Consider the following 22,342-nt stretch of genomic DNA (forward strand, 5'->3'; position numbering starts at 1 on the left):
CGCGACCGGTCGCAGCGGCCGAAGGTGGCTGACCACGGCGCGCGTGCCGCCGGCACCGCCATCACGGTCGGAACGGCCGGCACCTGGCACTCCGGTGCCGCGCCGCCGACTGACTGCTAGCAGGACGTTCCGGTCGGCGGCGTGGTCGGCACGCTCCACGTGACGGTCGTGCCGCTGCCGGGTGCCGACGCGACCGTGACCTCGCCACCGTGCTTCACCGCCCGTTTGCGCATGTTGTCCAGCCCGCTCTGGGGCGCGGCCGGGTCCATCCCCTGGCCGTCGTCGGCAACCGTCAACGACACGGTCGCCGCGTCCGCCCGGACGTGCACGTCGACGGTGCCGGCCCGGGCGTGCCGGGCCACGTTGGTCAACGCCTCGCCGAGCACGGCGAGGAGGTCGGGCGCCACGGCCGGCGTCACCGCTGTCCGCAGGGGTCCGTCGATGGTCAGTCGAGGACGCAGCTTCATGGTCGCACCTGCGCGGTCCACCAGTCGCTCGATCTCGCTCTGGACGTCGGGGGCCGTCTCCATCGCTCCGAGCGAGAAGATCGCGCGCCGGATGTCCTTGATGGTCCCGTCGAGGTCGTCGATGGCCTGCTCGAGCCGGGGACCGACCTGCGGGTCGTGGCTCATGTGGGCGAGGCTCTGGAGGCCCAGACCCACCGCGAACAGGCGCTGGATGACCAGGTCGTGCAGGTCCCGGCCGATGCGGTCCCGGTCCTCGAACACCGTGAGGAGGGCCTGGTCCGCGCGACTCCTCGCCAGCTGGAGCGCCAGCGTGGCCTGCTCGGCGAAGCTGGCCGGCAGGGCCGGGTCGACCCGGCGGAAGCCCTCGGCGTTGGCCTTCGTCCACGCCAGCGAAAGCACGCCCTCGACACCGCGCCCCGAGCGCAGGGGCACCACCATCACCGGTCCGAGCTGGGGCCACCCGTCGATCGACGACGGGTCCACCGCCCGGTCGTCCGCGGCGACGTCCTCGACGGCGACCGCCTGGCCGGTGTGCACCACCAGGCTCGCGAGCGAGTCCTCCATCCGCAGCCGCTTCATGGCGTCCGGGTCCACCGGTGCCCCCGAGACCACCTCGAGGCGCAGCGACGCGGCGTCGGACCCCGTCACCACCCATGACACGTCCGCCCCGGACACTGCCCGGGCACGGTCGGCCACGGCCTGGAGCGCGAGGTCGCCGCCCGTGTCCGCCGCCAGCAGGGCGGCAATCTCGGCGGTGGCGGTGAGCCAGGCCTGGCGGTGCTCGGCCTCCTCGTAGAGCGTGGCGTTCTCGATCGCCACGCCCGCCGCCGCAGCGAGTGCGACAACGACCTCCTGGTCGATGTCGGTGAAGTCCGCTCCGCCCGCCTTCTCGGTGAGGTAGAGGTTGCCGAACACCTTGTCCCGGATGCGGATGGGCACCCCCAGGAAGGACCGCATCGGCGGGTGGTGCGGTGGGAATCCGTACGACACCGGGTGCGCCGAGATGTCGTGCAACCGGATCGGTCGCGGATCGTCGATGAGGAGTCCCAGCAGCCCGTGACCGGTCGGGAGCTCACCGATCTGCATCACGACCTCGGAGTCCATGCCGTGGTGCACGAAGGTGCGCAGCCCCCGCCCACTTCCCGAGTCGAGGACACCGAGGGCCGCGTACTGCGCGTCGACCAGCTGCCCGGCAGCGGCCACGATGCGCGCCAGCACGCCGTCGAGGGTCAGGTCGCCGGCCACGGTGACGACCGCGTCGAGGAGGAGCCGCAGGCGCGCCTGGTGGTCCAGCGCACCCTCCATGCGCGACAGGACCTCGCGCAACAGGTCGTCGAACGCGACCGCACCCAGTGCCGGCTCGGCAACCGGTGCTGCATCGTCGCTGTGGTCCGCGTGCTGGCCGTGCTCCATCGGGCGCCTCCCTCGTCTGGCGTGCCCCGAGAGTGCACACGCTAGTCGCTCTCGCGCCCCGGCGACCCGACGGCGGACCAGGGCCACGTCGGGATCCCAACGTCCCGACCGCGGGTGACCAACGGCCCTGTGATGACCGGCGTCGACGAAGAAGGCTTTGTCCCACCCATCGGAGCGGTCGGAGGACCCACCATGACCACCAGCTCGCCCGTGCCGGCAGGCACGATCCGCCGCATCGTCCAGCTCGCGACTCGCGCGCCCAGCGTGCACAACACCCAGCCGTGGCGCTGGGTCGCGCACGGGCGGGTGCTCGAGCTGTACGCCGACCGACGGCGTCGGCTGCCGGTGGCCGATCCCACAGGTCGCGACCTGCTCGTGAGCTGCGGGGCGGCGCTCCACCAGGCCTCGGTCGCGTCCGCCGCCCTCGGGTGGTCGCCCGCGGTGACCCGGCTGCCTGACTCCCCCGACCCCGACCTGCTGGCGCGCGTGGAGCTCACGCCCGCACCGCCACCGGTCGACGCCGCCGAGGTGCTCGAGGCCATCGACGCGCGCTGCACCGACCGTCGCCGGTTCACGTCGTGGCCCGTCCCGGACGAGCGTCTCGCCGGGCTCGCGCAGGTCGCGACCCAGGCCGGGACGCGCGCCGTGCCCCTCACTGACGTGTCCGAGCGGTTCCGCGCCGACCGCATCGTGCTCCAGGCCACCGAGCGCTACCGCTCCGACGACGCGATGACGGCCGAGCAGCAGGACTGGCGCGACCGCTCGTCCGTGGACGGCGTCCCGTCGACGGTGGTGCCCCGCCGCACCGGCAGCGCCGGTGTCCCCGGACGGTTCACCGACGGTGACCTCGACGAGCCCGACGAACCGGTCGTCGAGGGCTCGGACGGACTCGTCGTCATCTTCGACGTGGAGGACGACCCGACGGCCTGGCTGCGGGCCGGTGAGGGACTGAGCGCACTCTGGCTGGCCGCGACGGCCGGCGGGCTGTCGGTCGTGCCACTGAGCCAGGTCGTCGAGGTCCCCGAGTCGCGCAAGGCCTTCCAGCTCGAGGTGCTCGGCGGGCTCGCGCACCCGATCATCCTAGCCCGGATCGGGTGGCAGGCGATCGGTCGCAGCGAGCTCGTCCGCACGCCGCGCCGGGCCGTCGACGACGTGCTCGAGATCGCCTGAGGGGCGCGACATGGACGAGCCGGTCAGACACCTGAGCACCGCAGAGTGCTGGGCCTTCCTCCGCGAGCACGAGCTGGGTCGGATGGCCTACCACCTCCTCGACGAGGTGCACATCGCCCCGATCAACTACGCGATCGACCACGACCCCGTCACGGGGCGCCACTCCCTGCTCTTCCGCACCGCCGAGGGATCAAAGCTGCTCGGCGTCGTGATGAACGCGGACGTCGCGTTCGAGGTCGACCAGGTGGACGGTGAGCACGCCACCAGCGTCGTCCTGCACGGCCGCGGTCGTCGGCTCGAGGAGGACGAGGAGCACCGCGCGGAGAACGTCCCGCTGCACCCGTGGGTGGACACCCCGAAGTGGAACGTCGTCGAGATCGAGGTGACCGAGATCAGTGGTCGCGCCTTCGACCTGTCCCGTCCGTGGCAGCACATGATCCCCGACGCGCCGCGGTGACCCTGGCGGGACCGACCCTCTAGGCTCCCGCCCGTGACCGCCACGCTCGTTGCGAAGGACCTGTCCGGCGGCCACGGCCACCGGGTGCTCTTCGAGGACCTCGACCTCACCGTCGCGCCGGGCGACGTGATCGGCGTCGTGGGGGCCAATGGCGCCGGCAAGTCCACGTTGCTGTCGCTGCTGGGTGGCGCGACCCAGCCGATGGCGGGGTCCGTGAGCTGCGCGCCGCGCGACGCCTTCGTCGGCCTGCTGCCCCAGGAGCACGAGCGGGTGCCCGGCGAGACCGTGATGGCGTACGTCGCCCGCCGCACCGGCGCGACCGACGCCACTGCGGCGATGGAGGAGGCCGCGGCCGCTCTGGGGTCCGACCGTCCCGGTGCCGACGACGCCTACACCGGGGCCTTCGACCGCTGGATGGCGAGCGGAGCCGCGGACCTGGAGGACCGCGTCGCGCCGGTGCTGTCGGACCTCGGCCTCGACGTCGGCGCCGACGCCCTCATGACGTCCCTCTCCGGCGGGCAGGCGGCACGGGTGGCGCTGGCCGCGCTCCTGCTCAGCCGCTTCGACGTGGTGCTGCTGGACGAGCCGACCAACGACCTCGACCTCGACGGCCTCGCACGACTGGAGTCCTTCGTGCAGGGCCTGCGCGGCGGCGTCGTCCTGGTGTCGCACGACCGTGAGTTCCTGGCCCGCTGCGTGACGCGCATCGTCGAGCTCGACCTCGCCCAGGGGCAGGTCACCGTCTACGACGGCGGCTACGACGCGTTCCTCGAGGAGCGGGCGATCGCCCGGCGGCACGCGCGCGAGGCCTACGAGGAGTACGCCGGGACCCGCGCCGACCTCGTGAAGCGCGCCCGCACCCAGCGCGAGTGGAGCTCGCAGGGCGTGCGCAACGCGATGAAGAAGAATCCCGACAACGATAAGATCCGGCGCAAGGCGGCCACCGAGTCCTCGGAGAAGCAGGCGCAGAAGGTGCGCCAGATGGAGTCGCGCATCGCCCGGCTCGAGGAGGTCGAGGAGCCGCGCAAGGAGTGGGTGCTCCAGTTCGACATCGCTGCCGCGCCCCGGTCCAGCGGCGTGGTCGCCACCCTCAACGAGGCCACCCGTCGGCTGGGCGACTTCGTCCTCGGTCCGGTGTCGGTGCAGGTCGATGCCGGCGACAGGATCGGGATCACCGGACCCAACGGCGCCGGCAAGACGACCCTCCTCCGTCTCCTGCTGGGCGACACCGAGCCCGACACCGGTACGGCGTCGCTCGGGGCCTCGGTCGCGGTCGGCGTGATCGACCAGGCGCGCACCACGCTCGACGACGACATGCGACTGGGCGACGCCGTCGAGGCCGTCGTGCCGGAGATGACGCAGGCCGAGGTGCGCACCCTGCTGGCCAAGTTCGGCCTCAAGGCCGACCAGGTCACGAGCGAGGTCGGCCGCCTCTCCCCCGGCGAGCGCACCCGCGCGGCGATGGCGCTCCTCCAGGCGCGCGGCGTGAACCTGCTCGTCCTCGACGAGCCCACCAACCACCTCGACCTGCCGGCCATCCAGCAGCTCGAGGAGGCGCTGGCGTCGTACGACGGCGCGCTCCTGCTCGTCTCGCACGACCGACGGCTGTTGGAGAACGTCCGGCTGGACCAGCGCTGGGAGGTCGACGCCGGCAGCGTCGTCGTACGACACGTGTGACCCGGGTGAGCGGTTCGGGCGGGACCGGAGGTCGTAGATCGGGGGGTCAGCCTCCGGCCCCGCCCTTTTCACCATGCCTCTCCACCGGGGGAGTCGAGAGGCCGCTGCGAGACGGGGGACGTCGCAGCCAGGTGTCGAAGCCCCTAGGGGCCTCGGGTCTCGGGGATCGTGCGGGTCGTGCTCACGGCGCCATCAGGGTGTCGATCAGCTGGAGGAGCTCCTCGGGGTCGAACGGCTTCTCGACGAACTCGTCGACGGGGTCGAGGCGCTGGTGCGCGAGCCACCGCTGGCCGGACACCAGCACGAAGCGAGCGTCGACGCCGGCACTGCGCGCAGCGCCGGCAACCTCCAGTCCCGTCATGCCCGGCAGGTCGTGGTCGAGCACGCACAGGTCGAAGCTGCCGTCGAGGAGCAGATCGTGCGCCGCGACCCCGTTCATGGCAGTCGTGACCTCGTGACCGGCGTCGCGCAACAGGGATGCGACGAGGTCGAGGACGGCAGGATCGTCGTCCACGACGAGGGTGAGCACCATGCGTCCGAGGGTGCCCGGATCACATCGCTACCGACGACAGCACTCCATCCTTAGTCGTGAAGGTGGTGTGAAGACGCGACCTCGGGCGTTTCCGGACGTATGTTCACTGCATGGCCCTGGCTCTCGTCGTGGAGGACGACCGGGCGACGCTGGGGATGTTCGCGGAGCTCCTGCCGTCACTCGGCCACACGGTGCTGCTCGCCTCGACCGGCCGCGAGTGTCTCGAGCTGGCGGCCGCGCGCGGTCCCGACGTCATCCTGCTCGACCTCGGCCTGCCCGACATGCCGGGCACGAGCGTGATCGCCAAGCTCCGCGAGTGGACCGACACCCCGATCGTGGTGGTCTCGGGCAGCAAGCAGGTGCGCCGCAAGGCCGATGCGCTCGACGCGGGCGCCGACGACTTCATCGACAAGCCCTTCGACGTCAGCGAGCTCCGGGCCCGGCTCGCGGTCGTCGAGCGGCGCATCGACGCCTCCCAGGAGCGATCGACCTCGCGTGTCTTCGGCAGCGTGACCGTCGACTACACCCAACACCTGGTGCACCGCGACGGCGAGGAGGTGCGACTGACGGAGACCGAGTGGCTGATCCTCGAGGGCCTCAGCCGCGAGCCCGGTCGCATCGTCACCCACCGATGGCTCTCCGCGCGGGTGTGGGGACCCCACGCGGGCGCCGAGACACACCAGTCCCTACGGGTGCACGTGAAAGCGCTGCGCGCCAAGCTCGGCGACGACGCGCGCGACCCGCAGTTCATCCGCACCGAGACGGGGCTGGGGTACCGCTGGATCCCGTCGCCCGCCGCGCCGACGAGCGACGAGGGCGAGGACCTCGGCGACCGGCTCGCCGCCGTGCGTGAGGACGTACGACGACTGGCCGGGCAGGCCGACGGCAACGTCCGGGCGGCTCGCCTGATGGCCCTCCTCGACGAGGCGTCCGGCGAGCTGGCCTCGCTGCTCGACGACACCACCGAGAGCGGACGCGAGGAGCCATGACCAGGAGCGGCGCGTGGGGGGCGCGCTGGACCGATGGACACTCATTCGTCCTGTTCGCCGTGCTCTACGCCGCGGCCTCGTTGCTGAGCCGGGCGACCGTCCTCTCCGGGCCGGGCGGAGGGATCAGCCTGATCCTTCCCGCGGCCGGGATCGCGGTGCTGTGGCTGATGCAGTCGCGTCGTCCGGTGCTGGTGGTCGCTGCGGTGGGGGGCGAGCTCGCCGTGATCCTGCTGGTGACCGGTGCGTCTGCGGCCCTCGCTGCTGCGGCGACTGTGGCCACGATGGTCCAGACGGCAACCATCGTCGCGCTGCTTCGCCGATGGGTGCCGGGTGCGCTGGGGACGGGTGGGGAGGGAAGCATCCATTCGCTCCCGGTCCTGATGCGCGGCACCGGCTCCGTCGCACTCGGGTGCACATCGGGTGCGCTTCTCGGCGCCATCGGGCTGTGGGCCAACGGTTCGCAGTCGTGGACCGACGTGGTGCTGCTGTTCCTCCGCCAGTTCTGCGGCGTGATGATCGTCGCACCCGTCGGGCACCTGACCTGGGAGCACTTCACGCAACCGCGACGGCCGCGACCGCAGACCTCCTACGTCGAGCTGGCGGGTCTGTGGCTGGTCACCGCCGTGGTCTACGGATGGGTGTTCACCAGCCCCCTCCCGACGGCCTTCGCCGTCATCCCGCTCACCATCTGGTGCGCGGTGCGCTTCTCCACCTACGCGGCTGCGATCCATGCGACGACCTTCGGCAGCGTGGCGGTCGTGCTCACCCTCCTCGGCCGCGGCGACTTCTCGGTCATCCGGGACCTTCCCATCGCCGCGATCCACGCGCAGGGGTTCACGATCGTCGTGCTGATGACCGCGCTGGTCCTGGGGTCGGTGCGCGACCAGCGGGTGGACGTCCTCGAGCGGCTGGTTCGCTCGGAGGCCACGGCTGCCGCACGCGCCGGCCTGCTGTTGGCCATGAACCAGGCGATGGACGAGGGGCTGATGCTGGTCGACGCCTCAGGCACGGTGCTGCAGGCCAACGATTCCGCGCGGGCCATGCTGGCACGGCTGTCCGGGGCCGGAGGGCCGACAACCGCCGACTACGACCTCCTGCGCACCGACGGCTCGCCCCTGCCACCCGCCGAGCTTCCCTCTCGGCGAGCCCTGATCGATGGCCACCTGCCGACCACCGACATCATCCTGCCTCTCAAGGACGGCACGCGACGGGTGGCCACCGTGACCGCGACCCGGCTCCCGGACGGCATCGACGCCACGTCCGGGCCCGTCGCTCTCCTGGTCTTCCGGGACGTGACGGCCGAGCGCGCGGAGTCGCGACGGCTGGCCGAGTTCGCCGAGACGACAGCACACGACCTCCGCAGTCCGCTCACGACTGTGCGGGGCTGGGCCTCGATGGCGTCGACCGAGCTGACCAAGGACGCCCCGTCGATCTCCCGGGCCAACGACCTCGTCACCAAGGCGATGACGGGGGTCACCCGGCTCGGCGAGCTGATCGACGAGATGCTGGACCACGCCCTCGCGGAAGGCGCCGAGCTGCACCTCGAGCCGCTCGAGCTCGCAGGACCGGACGGTTTGGTCGACGACCTCGCCGACCTCCTCGCCGTACCGGACCTGACCGTGCACGCCGTCAGAGGCCACACGGTCCTGGGTGACGAGCGCGCGGTCCGGCAGGTGTTCGCGAACCTCCTCGGCAACGCCGTGAAGTACGCCGACCCCGCGCGTCCCCTCGCCGTGGACGTCCATGTGCGACGCCGCGGCAGCCGGGTGCTGGTCGAGGTCACCGACAACGGGCGCGGGATCGCCGAGGCGGACCGCGAGACAGTGTTCGACCGCTTCGAGCGGTCGTCGTCGGCGGCAGCCGTCGTGGGGACCGGGATCGGCCTGTCCGTGTGCCGTCTCGTGGTCGAGCGCCACGGCGGCACGATCAGGTGCACGAGTGGACCGGGCGGCATCGGCACGACCTTCTCGTTCGACCTGCCCGCCGCGGAGGACGACGTACCGACCGGGCCGTGAAATCCACAAGAGATCCACAAAACCTCACAACGTCTTCACACCTACCCCCGGCACAGGCCTCCGCAAACGGCGTCTGCGCGCCGATGGTTGAGCCATGTACCTGACCGCCTCCCTGCTTCCCCCGCACGCGATCACCTGCGATGTCCACGACTTCGCCACGGTCAACAGCGCCGCCGCGCTCGCCGACCCGGAGAGGCCGACGCGTGAGCCGGGTGGCGCCCAGGTCCTCTCACTGTCGTCGCGCAACCCGTACGAGGTCCTCCCGACCGAAAGGATGGCCGCCGAGCTCGCACGGTTCGGCTACGTCGCCACCGGCGAGGTCGACACGGTGCGGTCGCTCGTCGCCGACCTGATCGCGCCCCACGACACCTTCACCGTGTCCCTGGGCGGGTCGGTGCACGTCGACCACGTCCGCCAGCTGATCCTCGTCGGGCTCCAGGGTGAGACGGACCGCCTCGAGGAGGTCGTCGACGCGCTCCACGCCAGCGTGCACCGCGCGGGGTTCGCCCGGGACCGTCGTCGCTTCCGGCCGATGCTGCCCGTGCTCTCGTTCCGGCCCAGCCTCAAGCTGGGGGCGCTCGTGCGCACGGTGGAGGCGCTCGAGGGCTACGCCTCCGACCCGTGGACCGTCACGTCGATCGGCCTCGTGCACCGCCAGCTCTCCGGCCGCGACTCCGTGCCCATCGAGCTCGACCACCTGCCGTTCTCCGCTTGACGCGTTCGAACACCTGTTCGATGATGGGCAGATGTCCTCCGCCCGCTCCGTCGCCGCCCTCGACGAGCAGCGGGCCACGGTCGAGCAGCTGCGGGCCAAGGTCGCGGCGATGGAGCAGACCGTAGCCGGAGAACCGGTGCCCACCCTGCCCGGCCTGTCCGACATCGTGCCGATGCAGGCCGGAGCGACCTACGCCGTCGACAGCGCCTCCCTCGCGCTCGCCCTGGCGGCCGGCGCCTCCCGCGCCGGGGAGTGGGTGGGTTTCGCCGGGTGCGGCGACTTCGGGGTCGAGGCCGCGTCCGAGCTGGGCATCGAGCTCGCGCGCACGGTGCTGGTCCCCGACCCCGGCGAGCACTGGCTGGAGGTGACGGCGGCGCTCGTCGACGTGCTGCGCGTCGTGGTGCTGCGCCCGCCGGCGTCCGTCACCGACCGGGCCGCGGGCGTCCTCGACTCGCGCCTGCGCACGAGATCCGCCGTCCTCGTCGTGCACGGCGCATGGCCTCGGGCGGCTGCCCGCCTCAGCGTGGAGTCCTCGACCTGGTTCGGGCCGACGTCCGGGTCCGGTCGGCTGGTCGAGCGCCGCGCGAGCATCGCCGTCCAGCGTGGCGCGCGGCCTCCCGTGCGTGCCGAGCTCACGTGGCCGGGGGTGCAGCGGGTCGACCGGCCGATGGTCGGGATCCGGCAGCCCGCTGACGGGAGAGCCGGGTGAGGGTGATGGTCGTGTGGTGCCCCGACTGGTCGGTGGTCGCCGCACTGGAGGAGTCCGACCGGTCGCTCCGCTCCCCCGCCGCCGTGATGCACGCCAACCTCGTCGAGGTCTGCAACGGCCCCGCCCGGGACGAGGGCGTACGCCGTGGCCAGCGCCGCCGCGACGCCCAGGCACGGTGCCCGGAGCTCCTGCTGCTGCCGGCCAACCCCGACCGCGACGCCCGCGCCTTCGAGCCGGTGCTCGCGATCATCGAGGACCTGCGGCCCGGTGTCGCCGCGCTGCGCCCCGGCCTGCTCGCCGTACGCGCTCCCGGCAGCTGGTACGGCACCGAGACCCAGGCCGCGGCCGTCGCCAGCCAGGCGCTGGTCGAGGGTGGCGTCTGGGACGTGCGCGTCGGGATCGCCGACGACCTCTTCACGGCCGAGCAGGCGGCGCGGAGCGCCGACGTCCAGTCGTGGGTCGTGGTGGAGGAGGGCGGCTCCGCCGCCTTCCTGCGCGAGCTGCCGGTCCACGTGCTCCAGGACGAGGGACCGCGCGGACGTGAGCTCGTCAGCCTCCTGACGCGTCTCGGGCTCCGCACCCTCGGCGACCTCGCCGACCTGCCGGGCGACGCGGTCGAGCACCGGCTCGGCACCTACGGCGCAGCGGTTCGCCGGCGCGCGCGGGGTGAGGACCAGGCCCTGTTCGCCGCCCGCACTCCCCCGCCCGAGCTGGAGGCCGAGGTGGTCTTCGAGACCCCGCTCGACAACGTCGAGGCGATCACCTTCAGCGTCCGCACCACCGCCGAGCGGTTCATCACCCAGCTCGCGCACCACCAGCTCGTCGCGACCGCCGTGCGCGTCGAGGCCGAGACCGAGGGCGTGGTCTGCTCGTCGCGCGCGTGGCTGCACCCGCGCCACTTCAACGCCCGCGACCTCGTCGACCGGGTGCACTGGCAGCTGCAGGGAGCGGGGTCGACCAGCAGGGGCGGCGCGGCGCTGCGCGGGCGCAAGCAGTCCGGCGAGGTGCGCGCCCCGGTCGACCGGGTGCGCTTCGTCCCCGAGACCGTCGAGCCCGCCGCCGCCCACGGCGAGGCACTCTGGGGCACGGCGTCCGACGACCTCGTGGAGCGGGGAGTCGCCCGGGTCCAGGGCATGGTCGGCTTCGAGGCCGTACGCCGACCGGTGCTGCAGGGCGGTCGCAGTCCGGCGGCCCGGCAGGCGCTGGTGCCGTGGGGCGAGCGCGCCGTCGACCTGCGCCCGGTCGACCGGCCGTGGCCCGGTCGGGTGCCGGGGCCGGCGCCGGTGCGGGTCTTCGCGACGCCACCGGCCGCCGAGGTGGTCGACGACGCGGGCCGCGAGGTCCGGATGACCGACCGCGGCGTCGTCACGGGCGAGCTGTGCCGGTTCCGCGTGCGTGACGCCGCCGAGGCCCTGCCGTGGCAGCCCGTCACCGCGTGGGCCGGGCCGTGGCCGACCGACGAGGGGTGGTGGTCGGCCGGCGCCGGACCGAGCGCCCGCTTCCAGGTCGTCGGCGCCGACGGTCGCGCGTGGCTGCTGCTGCGGGCGCCGGAGGGGTGGGCGCTGGAGGCCGGCTATGACTAGGCGGGACGACTGATGGGCTGGACCAACCCGCAGATGCACTGGAAGGAGCTGGAGCGACGGCTCAGCGGCCTCCCCGGTGCCGATGACGCCCCGGTCTCGCGACGCAAGCACGCGGCGACGGAGGCACGCCCGATCGAGCGGCCGGTCACGGTCACGCCCTATGCCGAGCTGCACTGCCACAGCCACTTCAGCTTCCTCGACGGCGCGAGCTCGCCGCAGGAGCTCGTCGAGGAGGCGGTGCGCCTCGGCCTCCACGCGCTCGCCGTCACCGACCACGACGGCTTCTACGCAGCGCCGATGCTGGCCGAGGCCGCGGCGGCCTACGACCTGCCGACGGTGTTCGGCGCCGAGCTCTCCCTCGGGCTCAGCGGCCCGCAGAACGGCGTACCCGATCCCGAGGGCAGCCACCTGCTCGTGCTCGCCCGCGGCGTCGAGGGCTACCACCGCCTCGCCGCGGCCATCACCGACGCCCACCTGCGTGGCGACGAGAAGGGCCGCCCGGTCTACGACCTCGACGAGCTGGGCGAGCGCGGTCGCGGCCACTGGACGGTCCTCACCGGGTGCCGCAAGGGGACGGTCCGGCAGGCGCTGGAGATCGGCGACGATGCGGCGGCGGACGCCCTCGACCGGCTGACCTCGCTCTTCGGCCTCGAGCACGTGCTGGTCGAGCTCTCCCCGCGACCGGGCGCCGACGTCGTCAACGCCGCCCTCGCCCGGCTCGCCGGGACGCACGGGCTCGACGTGGTCGCCGCCGGCAACGTCCACCACGCAACCCCCCAGCGGCACCGGTTGGCGTCGGCGATGGCGGCCGTCCGCGCCCGGCGGAGCCTGGCCGACCTCGACGGCTGGCTCGACCTGTCCGGCTCGGCCCACCTGCGCAGCGGCGAGGAGATGGCGACCGCCCTGGCGGCCCACCCGGGGGCCGTCGAGCGGAGCGCGAGCCTGGCCGACGAGCTGGCCTTCGACCTGCACAAGGCCTCCCCCGCCCTGCCGAAGCGGCAGATCCCCGAGGGCCACACCGCCGACTCGTGGCTGCGCGTGCTGGCCGAGCGCGGCTTCGCCGAGAGGTACGCCGGCGTCCCCCACGAGGCCGAGGCACGCGAGCGGCTGGAGCACGAGCTGCGGGTCATCTCCGAGAAGGACTTCGCCGGCTACTTCGTCATCGTCCACGACATCGTGGCCTTCGCGCGCGGTCGGAAGATCCTGTGCCAGGGCCGCGGCTCGGCGGCCAGCTCGGCGGTCTGCTTCGCCCTCGGCATCACCGCCGTCGACGCCGTCTTCTACCGCCTGCCGTTCGAGCGCTTCATCTCCGCGCACCGCGACGAGGAGCCCGACATCGACGTCGACTTCGACTCCGACCGGCGCGAGGAGGTGATCCAGTGGGTCTACGACACCTACGGCCGCCGCAATGCCGCCCAGGTCTCCAACATCATCAGCTACCGCCCGCGAATGGCCGTGCGCGACGCCGCCAAGGCGCTCGGCTTCTCCCAGGGCCAGCAGGACGCGTGGTCCAAGCAGATCGACGGTTGGCCATCCCGATCCAATTCAGGGGCCGTGGTCGCGGGAGACCAGGGCGACCCCGACGCCCACGACGTACCCCCGCAGGTCGTCGCCCTCGCCGAGGAGCTGATGGGTGCGCCCCGACACCTCGGCATCCACTCCGGCGGGATGGTGCTCACCGAGCGGCCGATCGGCGAGGTGTGCCCGATCGAGCGGGGCCGGATGGACCGGCGGACGGTGCTCCAGTGGGACAAGGACGGCTGCGAGTCGATGGGGCTGGTGAAGTTCGACCTGCTGGGTCTCGGGATGCTCGGCGCGCTCGACCACATGATGCGGCTGGTGGCCGAGCACCTCGGTGAGCAGTGGGACCTCGCGACGATGCCCAAGGAGGAGCCCGCGGTCTACGACATGCTCTGCCGCGCCGACTCCATCGGGGTCTTCCAGGTCGAGAGCCGCGCCCAGATCGGCACGCTGCCGCGCCTGCGGCCACGGGAGTTCTACGACCTCGCCATCGAGATCGCGCTCATCCGGCCCGGCCCGATCCAGGGCGGCGCCGTGCACCCCTACGTCCGCCGCGCCACGGGCAAGGAGGAGGTGACCTACGACCACCCCGAGCTGGTGCCCGTCCTCGAGCGCACCAAGGGGGTGCCGCTCTTCCAGGAGCAGCTGATGGCGATGGCGGTCACCCTCGGCGACTGCTCCCGCGACGACGCCGACCTGCTGCGTCGGGCGATGGGGTCCAAGCGCGGGATCGAGCGGATCGAGTCGGTCAAGCACAAGCTCTACGCGGGGATGGAGAAGCGCGGCATCACCGGCGACCTGGCCGACTCGATCTACGTGAAGATCCTGTCCTTCGCCAACTTCGGCTTCGCCGAGTCGCACGCCCTGTCGTTCGCGCTGCTCGTCTACGCCTCGTCGTGGTTCAAGCTCCACTACCCCGCGGCGTTCCTCGCCGGGCTGCTGCGCAACCAGCCGATGGGCTTCTACTCCCCGCAGTCGCTGGTCGGGGACGCGCGCCGCCACGGAGTCGACGTACGCCGTCCGGACGTCACGCGGTCCTCCGCGCAGGCCGACCTCGAACCCGGCCTCGAGGGGGGTGCCCTCGGACCCGTCGCGGCCACCGGGCCCGACGAGTGCTGCCGTCCCCGCTTCGACCGCGTGGAGTGGGTGCCCGGCACCCCCGACCCGGTGGCGGAGCACCGCCGCGACCGCCACGTCGCCGTACGCCTCGGGCTCGACTCGGTGCGCGGCATCGGGCTGGAGGTGGCGCGCCGCATCGTGGCAGCGCGCGACGAGGCGCCGTTCACCGGGGTCACCGACCTGTCCCGCCGGGCCGGCCTGACCCCCACCCAGCTCGAGGCGCTCGCCACCGCGGGGGCGTTCGACGCGTGGGGCCTGGACCGGCGCGAGGCCCTCTGGGCGGCCGGCTTCGCCGAGGGTGCGGACCACCTGGCCGGCACCACGCCTGCTCCCCCGGCCCCCACCCTCCCCGGCATGAGCGAGCCCGAGCTCACCCTCGCCGACCTCTGGGCCACCGGGGTCTCGCCCGAACGGCACCCGATCGAGCACCTGCGCGCGGAGCTGCGACGGGCCGGCATCCGCTCGGTCGAGGACCTCGCCACCACCGAGCCCAACCGGCGGGTGCACGTCGGCGGGCTGATCACCCACCGGCAGCGCCCCGGCACGGCCATGGGAGTCACCTTCCTCAACCTCGAGGACGAGACCGGCATGCTCAACGTCGTCTGCTCCGTCGGGGTGATGAAGGCCCACCGGCAGGCCGCCCGCAACCGGGTCGCCGTCGTCATCCGCGGCAAGCTGGAGCGCAACGAGGGCGTCACCAACCTGATCGCCGACCGCGTCGAGCCCATCGACGTCGTCGTCCCGGGGGCGGGTGCCGTGCTGCAGGCGAGAGCCTCGTCCCGCGACTTCCGGTGATCCCACCCCTAGGAGGGGCCACCGGCCCAATCCACGGCGCACTGTGACTCCGAACACTGGTCACCCGTGCTCACCCAAGGAGTGCGGGCGCCCGGAACAGGCGTACGCACGATGGCGACCCCCGGGCCAACACAAGGAGTAGTTGCTGATGAAGCGCTCACGACCCACCAAGCGGCAAGGGGCAATCGCCCTGGCCTGCACCGGCGGCCTGCTGACAGCAGTCGGCTTCGCCGGTCTCGGCCCGCTCGCCGCGACCGCATCAAGCCACCGGGAGGCACCACTCATCTCGGGGACGCCGCAGTACGACGGCACGGACCTCTACGCGTTCCGCGCTCCCGAGTCTCCGAGCCACGTCAACCTGATCGCCAACTGGCTGCCCTTCGAGGAGCCGGCCGGCGGTCCGAACTTCTACAGCTTCGCGACCGACGCGCAGTACGACATCCACGTCGACAACAACGCGGACGCCAAGCCCGACGTGACGTTCCGGTGGACGTTCAAGGATCACTACGTCACAGGGGACACGTTCCTGGCCGCCAACGGCCCGGTCACATCCCTGACCGACAAGAACCTGAACTACTACCAGACCTACAAGCTGCAGCGGATCAACCACCGCGGCGCCAAGCGGGACAAGGTCAAGACGATCGTCAGGAAGGCTCGCGTCGCGCCGTCCAACATCGGCAAGGCGTCCATGCCCAACTACGCCGCGCTGCGTGCCCAGGCGACGACCACCCCGAAGCCCGGCGTGAAGTCGTTCGCCGGCCAGGCGGAGGACCCGTTCTTCCTCGACCTGCGCGTCTTCGACCTGCTCTACGGCGGTGACCTCTCCGAGGCCGGCGACGACACCCTGGCCGGCTTCAACGTCCAGTCGGTGGCGCTGCAGGTCCCGCAGCGGTGGGTGGCCAAGAAGAACAACCCGCAGAAGAACCCGGTGATCGGCACGTGGACGACGACGCAGAAGAAGTCGACCAACGGCAAGTACGTCCAGGTCTCGCGCTTGGGCAACCCGCTGGTCAACGAGGTCGTCATCCCGCTCAAGCTCAAGGACGCGTTCAACGGTCTCAAGCCCACGGGTGACGCAGCGGCGCTCAAGTACGTGACCAACCCCGAGCTGCCGAAGCTGATCGAGGCCGTCTACGGCATCGACGCTCCCAAGACCCCGCGCAACGACCTCGTGTCGGTGTTCCTCACGGGCGTCAAGGGCCTCAACATGCCCAAGGGCAAGATCACCCCGAGCGAGCAGCTGCGCCTCAACATGTCCACCCCCGTGACCGCCCAGCCCAACCGGCTCGGTGTGATCGGTGGAGACACGCAGGGCTTCCCCAACGGTCGCCGTCTCGGTGACGATGTCATCGACATCGCGCTCCAGGTGGTCGAGGGTGAGCTCGTCGGATCGCCGAACGACCTCGGCGACGGCGTGGACGCGAACGACACCGCCTTCGGCGGTACGTTCCCCTACCTGGCCCTCCCGGCCAGTGGCAGCGACGCTGACCCGCACCCGTCCACGGGCGCTGCGGCCAAGCAGTCGGCGAGCAAGGAAGGCGTGCTCCAGCGCGTCGTCCCGGGTCGCCAGAGCTCGGCAGCCTTCGTCGGTGTGGGCCTCCTGGCCCTCGTCGGCGGCATCGGTGGCGCAGTGCGTCGCCGCAAGGCCTGACCGTCTCGACCCGGCCCGGCCGCGCGGCACACGTCGCGCGGTCGGGCCACACCCCCGCCCCACCCCAGCCAGACCCCAGCCACACCCCAGCCGTACCCGTTCCGGGAAGGACCCCCACATGCGCAAGAGCCTCATGGTCATCAGTGTCGGCCTCGTGCTCGCGGTGTCGGGTGGCATCGGATTCGCCACCTCGTCCGACCCGACGTCTCCCACCCCGGCCGCCGCCGTGCCCCGCGTCGTGCCCAACTCCGGCCAGGACCTCGAGACGAGCATCCTCGCGCTCCAGAACACGCTGCGTCGGCTCCCGCAGGACTACACCTCCTGGGCCAACCTCGCGGTCGCCTACGTGGAGCAGGCCCGTCTCACGGGCAACGCCACCTACTACGAGAAGGCCGACGACGCGGCCGCCCGGTCGTTCGAGGTCGAGCCGGACGAGAACTTCACGGCCCTCGCCGCGCAGGCTGCGATCGCCGCTGCCCGCCACGACTTCTCCGAGGCGCTGTCGAGTGCCGACCAGGCGCTCGCCATCAACCCGCGTGACCTCGGCGCCCTCGCGATCCGCGTCGACGCCCTCAACGAGCTCGGTCGCTACGACGACCAGCTGAAGGCGCTGCGCGTGGCCGACCGCCTCCAGCCCAGCACCGCGATCGCGGCCCGCTACTCCTACGCCTACGAGCTGCGCGGCGACCTCGACCGCGCCGCCGACATCCTCCGCCGTGCGGCCGCTGCGGGTTCGCGCACCGACAAGGCCTACACGCTCACCCTGCTCAGCGACATCCTGCGCAAGCAGGGTCGGCTGGAGTCGTCGGCACGCCAGCTCGCGGTGGCCCAGGACGCCTCCCCCGACTACCTCCCCGCGCTCGTGTCCACCGCCCGTCTCCAGGTCGCGCAGGGCGACCTCGAGGGGGCAGTCGCGACCTGGCAGGACGTCGTCGCGCGCCAGCCGCTCCCGGAGTACGTCACCGAGCTGGGCGAGCTGCTCCTCCACCTGGGCCGGCCCGACGAGGCCGACGACCAGTTCGCCGTCGTCCGCACCACCATCGAGCTCCTCGACGCCAGCGGCGTACGCACCGACCTCGAGACCGCACTGTTCGAGGCCGACCACGGGTCGGCGACCCGGGCGCTCCAGCAGGCCCGCGCCGAGTGGCGACAGCGGACCAGCGTCCACGTGGCCGACGCCCTCGCCTGGGCGCTGCACCGCAACGGCCGCGACCGCGAGGCGCTCACGATCGCCCGGCGGGCCACCAGCCTCGACTCGCCCGAGGCCAGGTTCTGGATCCACCGCGGCACCATCGAGGCCGCTCTCGGGATGACCGACCAGGCGCGGACCCACCTGCGCCGCGGTCTCGCCACCGACCCCGGTCTGTCGCCCTGGCAGCGCGACGCGGCCAGCGCCACCCTCTCGAAGATCGAAGGAAGCCGATGAGAACCCTCGCGCGCCTGATGCTCGCCCTCGGGGCGGTCGCCGTCACCGTCCTCCTCGGCGCGGCTCCCGCATCGGCCCATCCGCTCGGCAACTTCACGGTGAACCGCTACACCGGCATCCTCGTCTCCCCCGACGGCCTCCAGGTCGACCACGTGGTCGACCTCGCCGAGATCCCGACCGCGCAGCTGGGCGACCAGGTCGACGACCTGCCGACGCTGGCCGCGAAGGAGTGCGCCTCGACCGCTCGCGGACTGGACCTGACGGTCGGCGGCACCAGGGTCGACCTGGCCCTCGCCAGCTCCACGGCCTCGCTGGGCGACGGCGAGGGTGGCCTGCCGATCACCCGCATCACGTGCGAGTACGCCGCGGACGTCGAGGTCGCGCCCGGCGAGATCACCTTCCAGGACTCCACCGCCCCCGGCGCGATCGGGTGGCGCGAGGTCACCGCAGTCGGCGACCGGATGACCCTCACCAGCTCGGACGTCCCCTCGGAGAGCACGAGCGACCGCCTCGCGTCCTACCCGAAGGACCTGCTCCAGTCCCCGCTCGACGTCACCAGCGCCTCGCTCGTCGTGACGTCCGGAGGCCCGGCCGGCGTGCTGCCCGGCAGCGACGAGGACGGACCCACCGCGGCGAACGGCTCGTGGCTCTCGGCCAAGGCTACCGCACTGCTCGGCGACAGCGGCTGGCTGGCAGCGGGGCTGGCGGTGCTCGTCGCGCTCGCCCTCGGCGCCACCCACGCGCTCTCGCCCGGCCACGGCAAGACGGTCATGGCGTTCTACCTCTCCCAGCGCGGCAGCTCCTCGGTCCGCTCGGCCTTCGCGGTGGGCAGCGCCGTGACCATCGCCCACACCGGCTCCGTGCTCGTGCTCGGGATCCTGGTGTCGGTGAGCAGCGCCTTCGTCCCGGCCCAGATCTACCCCTGGTTGACCCTCGGCACCGGCCTCCTCATCGTCGGCCTCGGCCTCTACCTGCTCGCCCGGCTGGCGAAGGGAGGCGGCGGCCACACCCACTCGCACGGTGGGTACACCCACTCGCACGACGACCATGACCACGGGCACGACCACGGGCACGACCACGGGCACGACCACGGGCACGACCACGGGCACGACCACGGGCACGACCACGACCACCCGCACCCGCACCCGCACCCGCACGACCATGCGCACGCGGCGGCCGGTGGGTCCGTGTCGGTCGCAACGGTCCCGGTCGACGCTCCCGCAGCCGCACCCGCGGAGCCGGAGACCGCCCCCGGTCGGTGGGGCGTGTGGGTGATGGGACTCGTGGGCGGGCTCGTGCCCAGCCCGTCCGCCCTCCTGCTCCTCCTCGCCGCCACCGCCCTCGGGCGCGCCTGGTTCGGCTTCGCACTGGTGGTGGCGTTCGGCATCGGGATGGCGACCTCGCTGGCCGCTGTCGGCCTGCTCGCCCGCGATGTCGTCCTCCGCGTCGAGCGACTCGCCCAGGCCAAGGGATTCCTCGCCGGCAAGGTGCGCACCTACCTGCGCTACGGCGCGGCCATCGGCATCTGCGCCGTCGGCACGGGCGTGATCATCCGGACCCTGATCCAGCTCTGACGACTCGGACCCCCATCCGTCCTCGCGGCGGTGCCGAACACAGGTTGTTGCACATCGTGTGCAACAAGGAACGGAAGGCCCGCTGATGCACGTTCCCGACGGATTCCTGGACGCGCCCACCTCGATCGCGACCGCCGGCGTGGCAGCCGTGGCCGTCACGATCGCCCTGCGCGGCGCACGTCGCGAGGTCGACGACCGCATCGCGCCGCTGGCCGGGCTGGTCGCCACGTTCGTGTTCGCGACCCAGATGCTCAACTTCCCGGTGGCGGGCGGGACCAGCGGGCACCTCATGGGGGGTGCCCTCGCTGCCGTCCTGGTCGGGCCCTACACCGGGCTGCTGTGCCTGACCGTGGTCCTGGCGGTCCAGTCGCTGCTCTTCGCTGACGGTGGGATCACCGCACTCGGCACCAACGTCGTGCTGATGGGCGTGGTCACCGTGGTGGTCGGGTACCTCGTCTTCCGCGCCGCGCAGCTGGTGCTGCCGAAGCGGCTGTCGATGGTCGCGCCGGCCGCGGCGCTCGGGGCGCTCGTGTCGGTCGTCCTGGCCGCGGCCACCTTCGTCGGGCTCTACGTGGTCGGCGGCGCCGTCCCGATCCCGCTCGACACCCTCCTGACCGCGATGGTCGGGGTGCACGTGCTCATCGGCATCGGCGAGGCGGTCATCACCTTCCTCGTGGTGGCGAGCATCGTGGCCGTGCGCCCAGACCTCGTCCACGGCGCGCGGCGCGTGCTCGACGTACGCCCCCTCGAGACCCGGGTCTCGGCGTGAACACCCGACGGAGGGTCTCGACCCGCACCGTCCTCGTCGTGGGCCTCCTCGTCGCCCTGGTCCTCGCGGGCGTCGTCAGCTACTACGCCTCCGCCAGTCCCGACGGGCTCAACCGCGTCGCCGGCGACCTCGGCTTCGCCGGCGCCGAGCAGGCGTCCCGCACCCAGGACGGCCCCCTGGCCGGCTACGAGACGGCCGGTGTCGACGGACGCTGGTCGGGAGGGCTCGCCGGTGTCATCGGCTGCCTGGTCGTGCTGGCGCTCACGACGGGACTGATGCTCGTCCGTCGCCGGTCCGCGCAGCCGACCACCGTCGGGGGCGAGTGACGATGGGTGCCGCGCACGGTCACCGCCTGCACTTCCACGCCCACTCGCCGCTGCACCGGGCGCCTGCCCACCTCAAGGTCGCCGCACTCGTCACCTTCATGCTCGTCGTCGTCGCGACGCCCCATGCGTGGGTCCCCGCGTTCGTGGCGTACGCCGTCGTGCTCGCGGCCCTCGTGGCGCTGTCCGGCGTGCCGGTGGGCTACCTGGCCCGTCGGATGGTCGTCGAGACGCCGGTCCTGGTGTTCGCGGCGCTGCTGCCGTTCGTCGCCACGGGTCCCGAGGTCGACGTCCTCGGCATCGGGCTGAGCGAGCCCGGGCTGGTCGCGGCCGGCGGGCTCATGACGAAGGCGACCCTCGGCGTGCTCGGCAGCCTGCTCCTCGCCGCCACGACCGAGCCACGCGACCTCCTCGCCGGGCTCGAGCGGCTCCGCGTGCCGTCCCAGCTGGTGCAGATCATGGGGTTCATGGTCCGCTACCTCGACGTCGTGACCGACGAGCTGCGCCGGATGAGGACGGCCCGCGAGTCCCGCGGGTTCACCGCCCGCGACCCGCGTCACTGGCCCGTCGTGGCGAGGTCGGCGGGTGCGCTGTTCATCCGCTCCTTCGAGCGTGGCGAGCGGGTGCACCTCGCGATGATCGCGCGCGGCTACGACGGCAGCGCCCGCCAGGGAGCCCGCCCATGACCACCCCCGTGACCACCCCCGTCCTCGACCTCCGGTCCGTGGCGTTCGCCTACCCCGACGGCCACCAGGCCCTCTTCGGGGTCGACCTCCAGGTGCAGCGCGGCGAGCGCGTGGCCGTGCTGGGTCCCAACGGGGCCGGCAAGACCACCCTCGTGCTTCACCTCAACGGCATCCTCCAGCCCGGCGCGGGGAGCGTCGCGGTGTCCGGGCTGCCCGTGGTGCGCGAGAACCTCCAGGAGATCCGCCGCCGCGTCGGCATCGTGTTCCAGGACCCCGACGACCAGCTGTTCATGGGCAGCGTGCGCGACGACGTCGCCTTCGGGCCCCGCAACCTCGGGGTGCGCGGTGCGGAGCTCGACCGACAGGTGATGCGCGCGCTCGACCTCGTCGGGATGGCCGACTTCGCCGACCGGCCGCCGCACCACCTGTCGTTCGGACAGCGCCGCCGCGTGGCGGTCGCCACGGTCCTGGTGATGGAGCCCGAGATCATCGTGCTCGACGAGCCGAGCTCCAACCTCGACCCGGCGTCGCGCCGCGAGCTCGCCGACATCCTCACCGGGCTCGACGTCACGCTGATGATGGTCACCCACGACCTGCCCTACGCCCTCCAGCTGTGCCCGCGATCGATCGTGCTCTCCGACGGCGTGGTCGCCGCCCAGGGCAGCACCCTCGACATCCTCACCGACGACGCGCTGATGAAGTCCCACCGCCTCGAGCTGCCGTTCGGCTTCGACCCGCACGTCTGCTGACG

At 72.5% G+C, this 22,342-nt stretch carries 18 protein-coding genes; 16 read left to right on the plus strand and 2 right to left on the minus strand.

What is annotated here, in order from left to right:
- Nucleotides 1-116: 116 nt before the first annotated feature.
- Nucleotides 117-1,880, minus strand: coding sequence for a GAF domain-containing sensor histidine kinase (locus JI751_RS12150; protein WP_201936536.1), 1,764 nt, complete (start codon nucleotides 1,878-1,880; stop codon nucleotides 117-119).
- A 192-nt stretch (nucleotides 1,881-2,072) separates the two neighbouring features.
- On the opposite strand from JI751_RS12150, the gene JI751_RS12155 reads away from it, so the two are divergent.
- From JI751_RS12155 to JI751_RS12165, 3 genes are read left to right on the plus strand one after another with little or no spacing between them, the layout of a single operon-like run.
- A complete protein-coding gene (locus tag JI751_RS12155; protein ID WP_201936539.1) occupies nucleotides 2,073-3,050 on the plus strand; it encodes an Acg family FMN-binding oxidoreductase in 978 nt (325 codons plus the stop codon).
- A 10-nt stretch (nucleotides 3,051-3,060) separates the two neighbouring features.
- Nucleotides 3,061-3,507: a pyridoxamine 5'-phosphate oxidase family protein gene (locus JI751_RS12160; RefSeq protein WP_201936542.1), complete on the plus strand. Its 447-nt coding sequence runs from the start codon at nucleotides 3,061-3,063 to the stop codon at nucleotides 3,505-3,507.
- A 33-nt stretch (nucleotides 3,508-3,540) separates the two neighbouring features.
- Entirely contained in the window at nucleotides 3,541-5,184 is a 1,644-nt protein-coding gene (locus tag JI751_RS12165) for an ABC-F family ATP-binding cassette domain-containing protein (protein ID WP_201936544.1), read from the plus strand.
- Nucleotides 5,185-5,365: 181 nt separating this feature from the next.
- On the opposite strand, the gene JI751_RS12170 is transcribed toward JI751_RS12165, so the two are convergent.
- Nucleotides 5,366-5,716 (minus strand): response regulator, encoded by a 351-nt coding sequence (locus tag JI751_RS12170; protein WP_201936548.1) that lies wholly within the window; start codon nucleotides 5,714-5,716, stop codon nucleotides 5,366-5,368.
- Nucleotides 5,717-5,826: 110 nt separating this feature from the next.
- Between JI751_RS12170 and JI751_RS12175 the strand changes: the two genes are divergently transcribed.
- The 13 genes from JI751_RS12175 to JI751_RS12235 all read left to right on the plus strand — a co-directional run bounded on the left by JI751_RS12175 (nucleotide 5,827) and on the right by JI751_RS12235 (nucleotide 22,340).
- Nucleotides 5,827-6,705, plus strand: coding sequence for a response regulator (locus JI751_RS12175; RefSeq protein ID WP_201936549.1), 879 nt, complete (start codon nucleotides 5,827-5,829; stop codon nucleotides 6,703-6,705).
- The gene (locus JI751_RS12180; RefSeq protein ID WP_201936551.1) at nucleotides 6,702-8,720 is read left to right on the plus strand and encodes a sensor histidine kinase; all 2,019 of its coding nucleotides are present in this window, start codon (nucleotides 6,702-6,704) and stop codon (nucleotides 8,718-8,720) included. Before JI751_RS12175 ends, JI751_RS12180 begins: the two co-directional genes overlap by 4 nt.
- 94 nt (nucleotides 8,721-8,814) lie before the next feature.
- The gene (locus JI751_RS12185) at nucleotides 8,815-9,435 is read left to right on the plus strand and encodes a 2'-5' RNA ligase family protein (RefSeq protein ID WP_201936554.1); all 621 of its coding nucleotides are present in this window, start codon (nucleotides 8,815-8,817) and stop codon (nucleotides 9,433-9,435) included.
- A 31-nt stretch (nucleotides 9,436-9,466) separates the two neighbouring features.
- Nucleotides 9,467-10,144 carry a DnaE2-dependent mutagenesis accessory factor ImuA' gene (gene imuA', locus JI751_RS12190; RefSeq protein ID WP_201936555.1) on the plus strand — a complete coding sequence of 226 codons (678 nt, stop codon included), beginning with the start codon at nucleotides 9,467-9,469 and terminating at the stop codon, nucleotides 10,142-10,144.
- Between the two features lie 5 nt (nucleotides 10,145-10,149).
- The gene (locus JI751_RS12195) at nucleotides 10,150-11,727 is read left to right on the plus strand and encodes a Y-family DNA polymerase (RefSeq protein ID WP_201937172.1); all 1,578 of its coding nucleotides are present in this window, start codon (nucleotides 10,150-10,152) and stop codon (nucleotides 11,725-11,727) included.
- A 12-nt stretch (nucleotides 11,728-11,739) separates the two neighbouring features.
- A complete protein-coding gene (locus JI751_RS12200; RefSeq protein ID WP_201936557.1) occupies nucleotides 11,740-15,162 on the plus strand; it encodes an error-prone DNA polymerase in 3,423 nt (1,140 codons plus the stop codon).
- 148 nt (nucleotides 15,163-15,310) lie between these two features.
- Complete coding sequence (locus JI751_RS12205; RefSeq protein ID WP_201936560.1) at nucleotides 15,311-16,813, plus strand: DUF4331 domain-containing protein; 1,503 nt, start codon at nucleotides 15,311-15,313, stop codon at nucleotides 16,811-16,813.
- Nucleotides 16,814-16,931: 118 nt separating this feature from the next.
- Nucleotides 16,932-18,239 (plus strand): tetratricopeptide repeat protein, encoded by a 1,308-nt coding sequence (locus JI751_RS12210; RefSeq protein ID WP_201936563.1) that lies wholly within the window; start codon nucleotides 16,932-16,934, stop codon nucleotides 18,237-18,239.
- Nucleotides 18,236-19,813, plus strand: coding sequence for a HoxN/HupN/NixA family nickel/cobalt transporter (locus tag JI751_RS12215; protein ID WP_201936565.1), 1,578 nt, complete (start codon nucleotides 18,236-18,238; stop codon nucleotides 19,811-19,813). Before JI751_RS12210 ends, JI751_RS12215 begins: the two co-directional genes overlap by 4 nt.
- 85 nt (nucleotides 19,814-19,898) lie before the next feature.
- Nucleotides 19,899-20,582 carry an energy-coupling factor ABC transporter permease gene (locus JI751_RS12220; RefSeq protein WP_201936567.1) on the plus strand — a complete coding sequence of 228 codons (684 nt, stop codon included), beginning with the start codon at nucleotides 19,899-19,901 and terminating at the stop codon, nucleotides 20,580-20,582.
- Nucleotides 20,579-20,908 carry a PDGLE domain-containing protein gene (locus tag JI751_RS12225; RefSeq protein ID WP_201936568.1) on the plus strand — a complete coding sequence of 110 codons (330 nt, stop codon included), beginning with the start codon at nucleotides 20,579-20,581 and terminating at the stop codon, nucleotides 20,906-20,908. Before JI751_RS12220 ends, JI751_RS12225 begins: the two co-directional genes overlap by 4 nt.
- 2 nt (nucleotides 20,909-20,910) lie before the next feature.
- Nucleotides 20,911-21,591, plus strand: coding sequence for a cobalt ECF transporter T component CbiQ (gene cbiQ, locus JI751_RS12230; RefSeq protein ID WP_201936570.1), 681 nt, complete (start codon nucleotides 20,911-20,913; stop codon nucleotides 21,589-21,591).
- Nucleotides 21,588-22,340, plus strand: a complete 753-nt coding sequence (locus JI751_RS12235; protein WP_236666076.1) for an energy-coupling factor ABC transporter ATP-binding protein — start codon at nucleotides 21,588-21,590, stop codon at nucleotides 22,338-22,340. The genes cbiQ and JI751_RS12235 overlap by 4 nt, the downstream gene beginning before the upstream one ends.
- The last annotated feature ends 2 nt before the right edge of the window (nucleotides 22,341-22,342 follow it).

It is taken from the genome of Nocardioides baculatus, from assembly GCF_016735675.1.
GTDB classification, from domain to species: domain Bacteria; phylum Actinomycetota; class Actinomycetes; order Propionibacteriales; family Nocardioidaceae; genus Nocardioides; species Nocardioides baculatus.

What these genes read in the sequence shown, in the direction of transcription:
- JI751_RS12150 (WP_201936536.1), bottom strand. Translation starts at nt 1,880, where the DNA reads ATGGAGCACGGCCAGCACGCGGACCACAGCGACGATGCAGCACCGGTT.
- JI751_RS12195 (WP_201937172.1), top strand. Translation starts at nt 10,150, where the DNA reads ATGGTCGTGTGGTGCCCCGACTGGTCGGTGGTCGCCGCACTGGAGGAG.
- JI751_RS12180 (WP_201936551.1), top strand. Translation starts at nt 6,702, where the DNA reads ATGACCAGGAGCGGCGCGTGGGGGGCGCGCTGGACCGATGGACACTCA.
- JI751_RS12235 (WP_236666076.1), top strand. Translation starts at nt 21,588, where the DNA reads ATGACCACCCCCGTGACCACCCCCGTCCTCGACCTCCGGTCCGTGGCG.
- JI751_RS12215 (WP_201936565.1), top strand. Translation starts at nt 18,236, where the DNA reads ATGAGAACCCTCGCGCGCCTGATGCTCGCCCTCGGGGCGGTCGCCGTC.
- JI751_RS12220 (WP_201936567.1), top strand. Translation starts at nt 19,899, where the DNA reads ATGCACGTTCCCGACGGATTCCTGGACGCGCCCACCTCGATCGCGACC.
- JI751_RS12155 (WP_201936539.1), top strand. Translation starts at nt 2,073, where the DNA reads ATGACCACCAGCTCGCCCGTGCCGGCAGGCACGATCCGCCGCATCGTC.
- JI751_RS12170 (WP_201936548.1), bottom strand. Translation starts at nt 5,716, where the DNA reads ATGGTGCTCACCCTCGTCGTGGACGACGATCCTGCCGTCCTCGACCTC.
- JI751_RS12175 (WP_201936549.1), top strand. Translation starts at nt 5,827, where the DNA reads ATGGCCCTGGCTCTCGTCGTGGAGGACGACCGGGCGACGCTGGGGATG.
- JI751_RS12200 (WP_201936557.1), top strand. Translation starts at nt 11,740, where the DNA reads ATGGGCTGGACCAACCCGCAGATGCACTGGAAGGAGCTGGAGCGACGG.
- JI751_RS12160 (WP_201936542.1), top strand. Translation starts at nt 3,061, where the DNA reads ATGGACGAGCCGGTCAGACACCTGAGCACCGCAGAGTGCTGGGCCTTC.
- JI751_RS12205 (WP_201936560.1), top strand. Translation starts at nt 15,311, where the DNA reads ATGAAGCGCTCACGACCCACCAAGCGGCAAGGGGCAATCGCCCTGGCC.
- imuA' (WP_201936555.1), top strand. Translation starts at nt 9,467, where the DNA reads ATGTCCTCCGCCCGCTCCGTCGCCGCCCTCGACGAGCAGCGGGCCACG.
- cbiQ (WP_201936570.1), top strand. Translation starts at nt 20,911, where the DNA reads ATGGGTGCCGCGCACGGTCACCGCCTGCACTTCCACGCCCACTCGCCG.
- JI751_RS12210 (WP_201936563.1), top strand. Translation starts at nt 16,932, where the DNA reads ATGCGCAAGAGCCTCATGGTCATCAGTGTCGGCCTCGTGCTCGCGGTG.
- JI751_RS12185 (WP_201936554.1), top strand. Translation starts at nt 8,815, where the DNA reads ATGTACCTGACCGCCTCCCTGCTTCCCCCGCACGCGATCACCTGCGAT.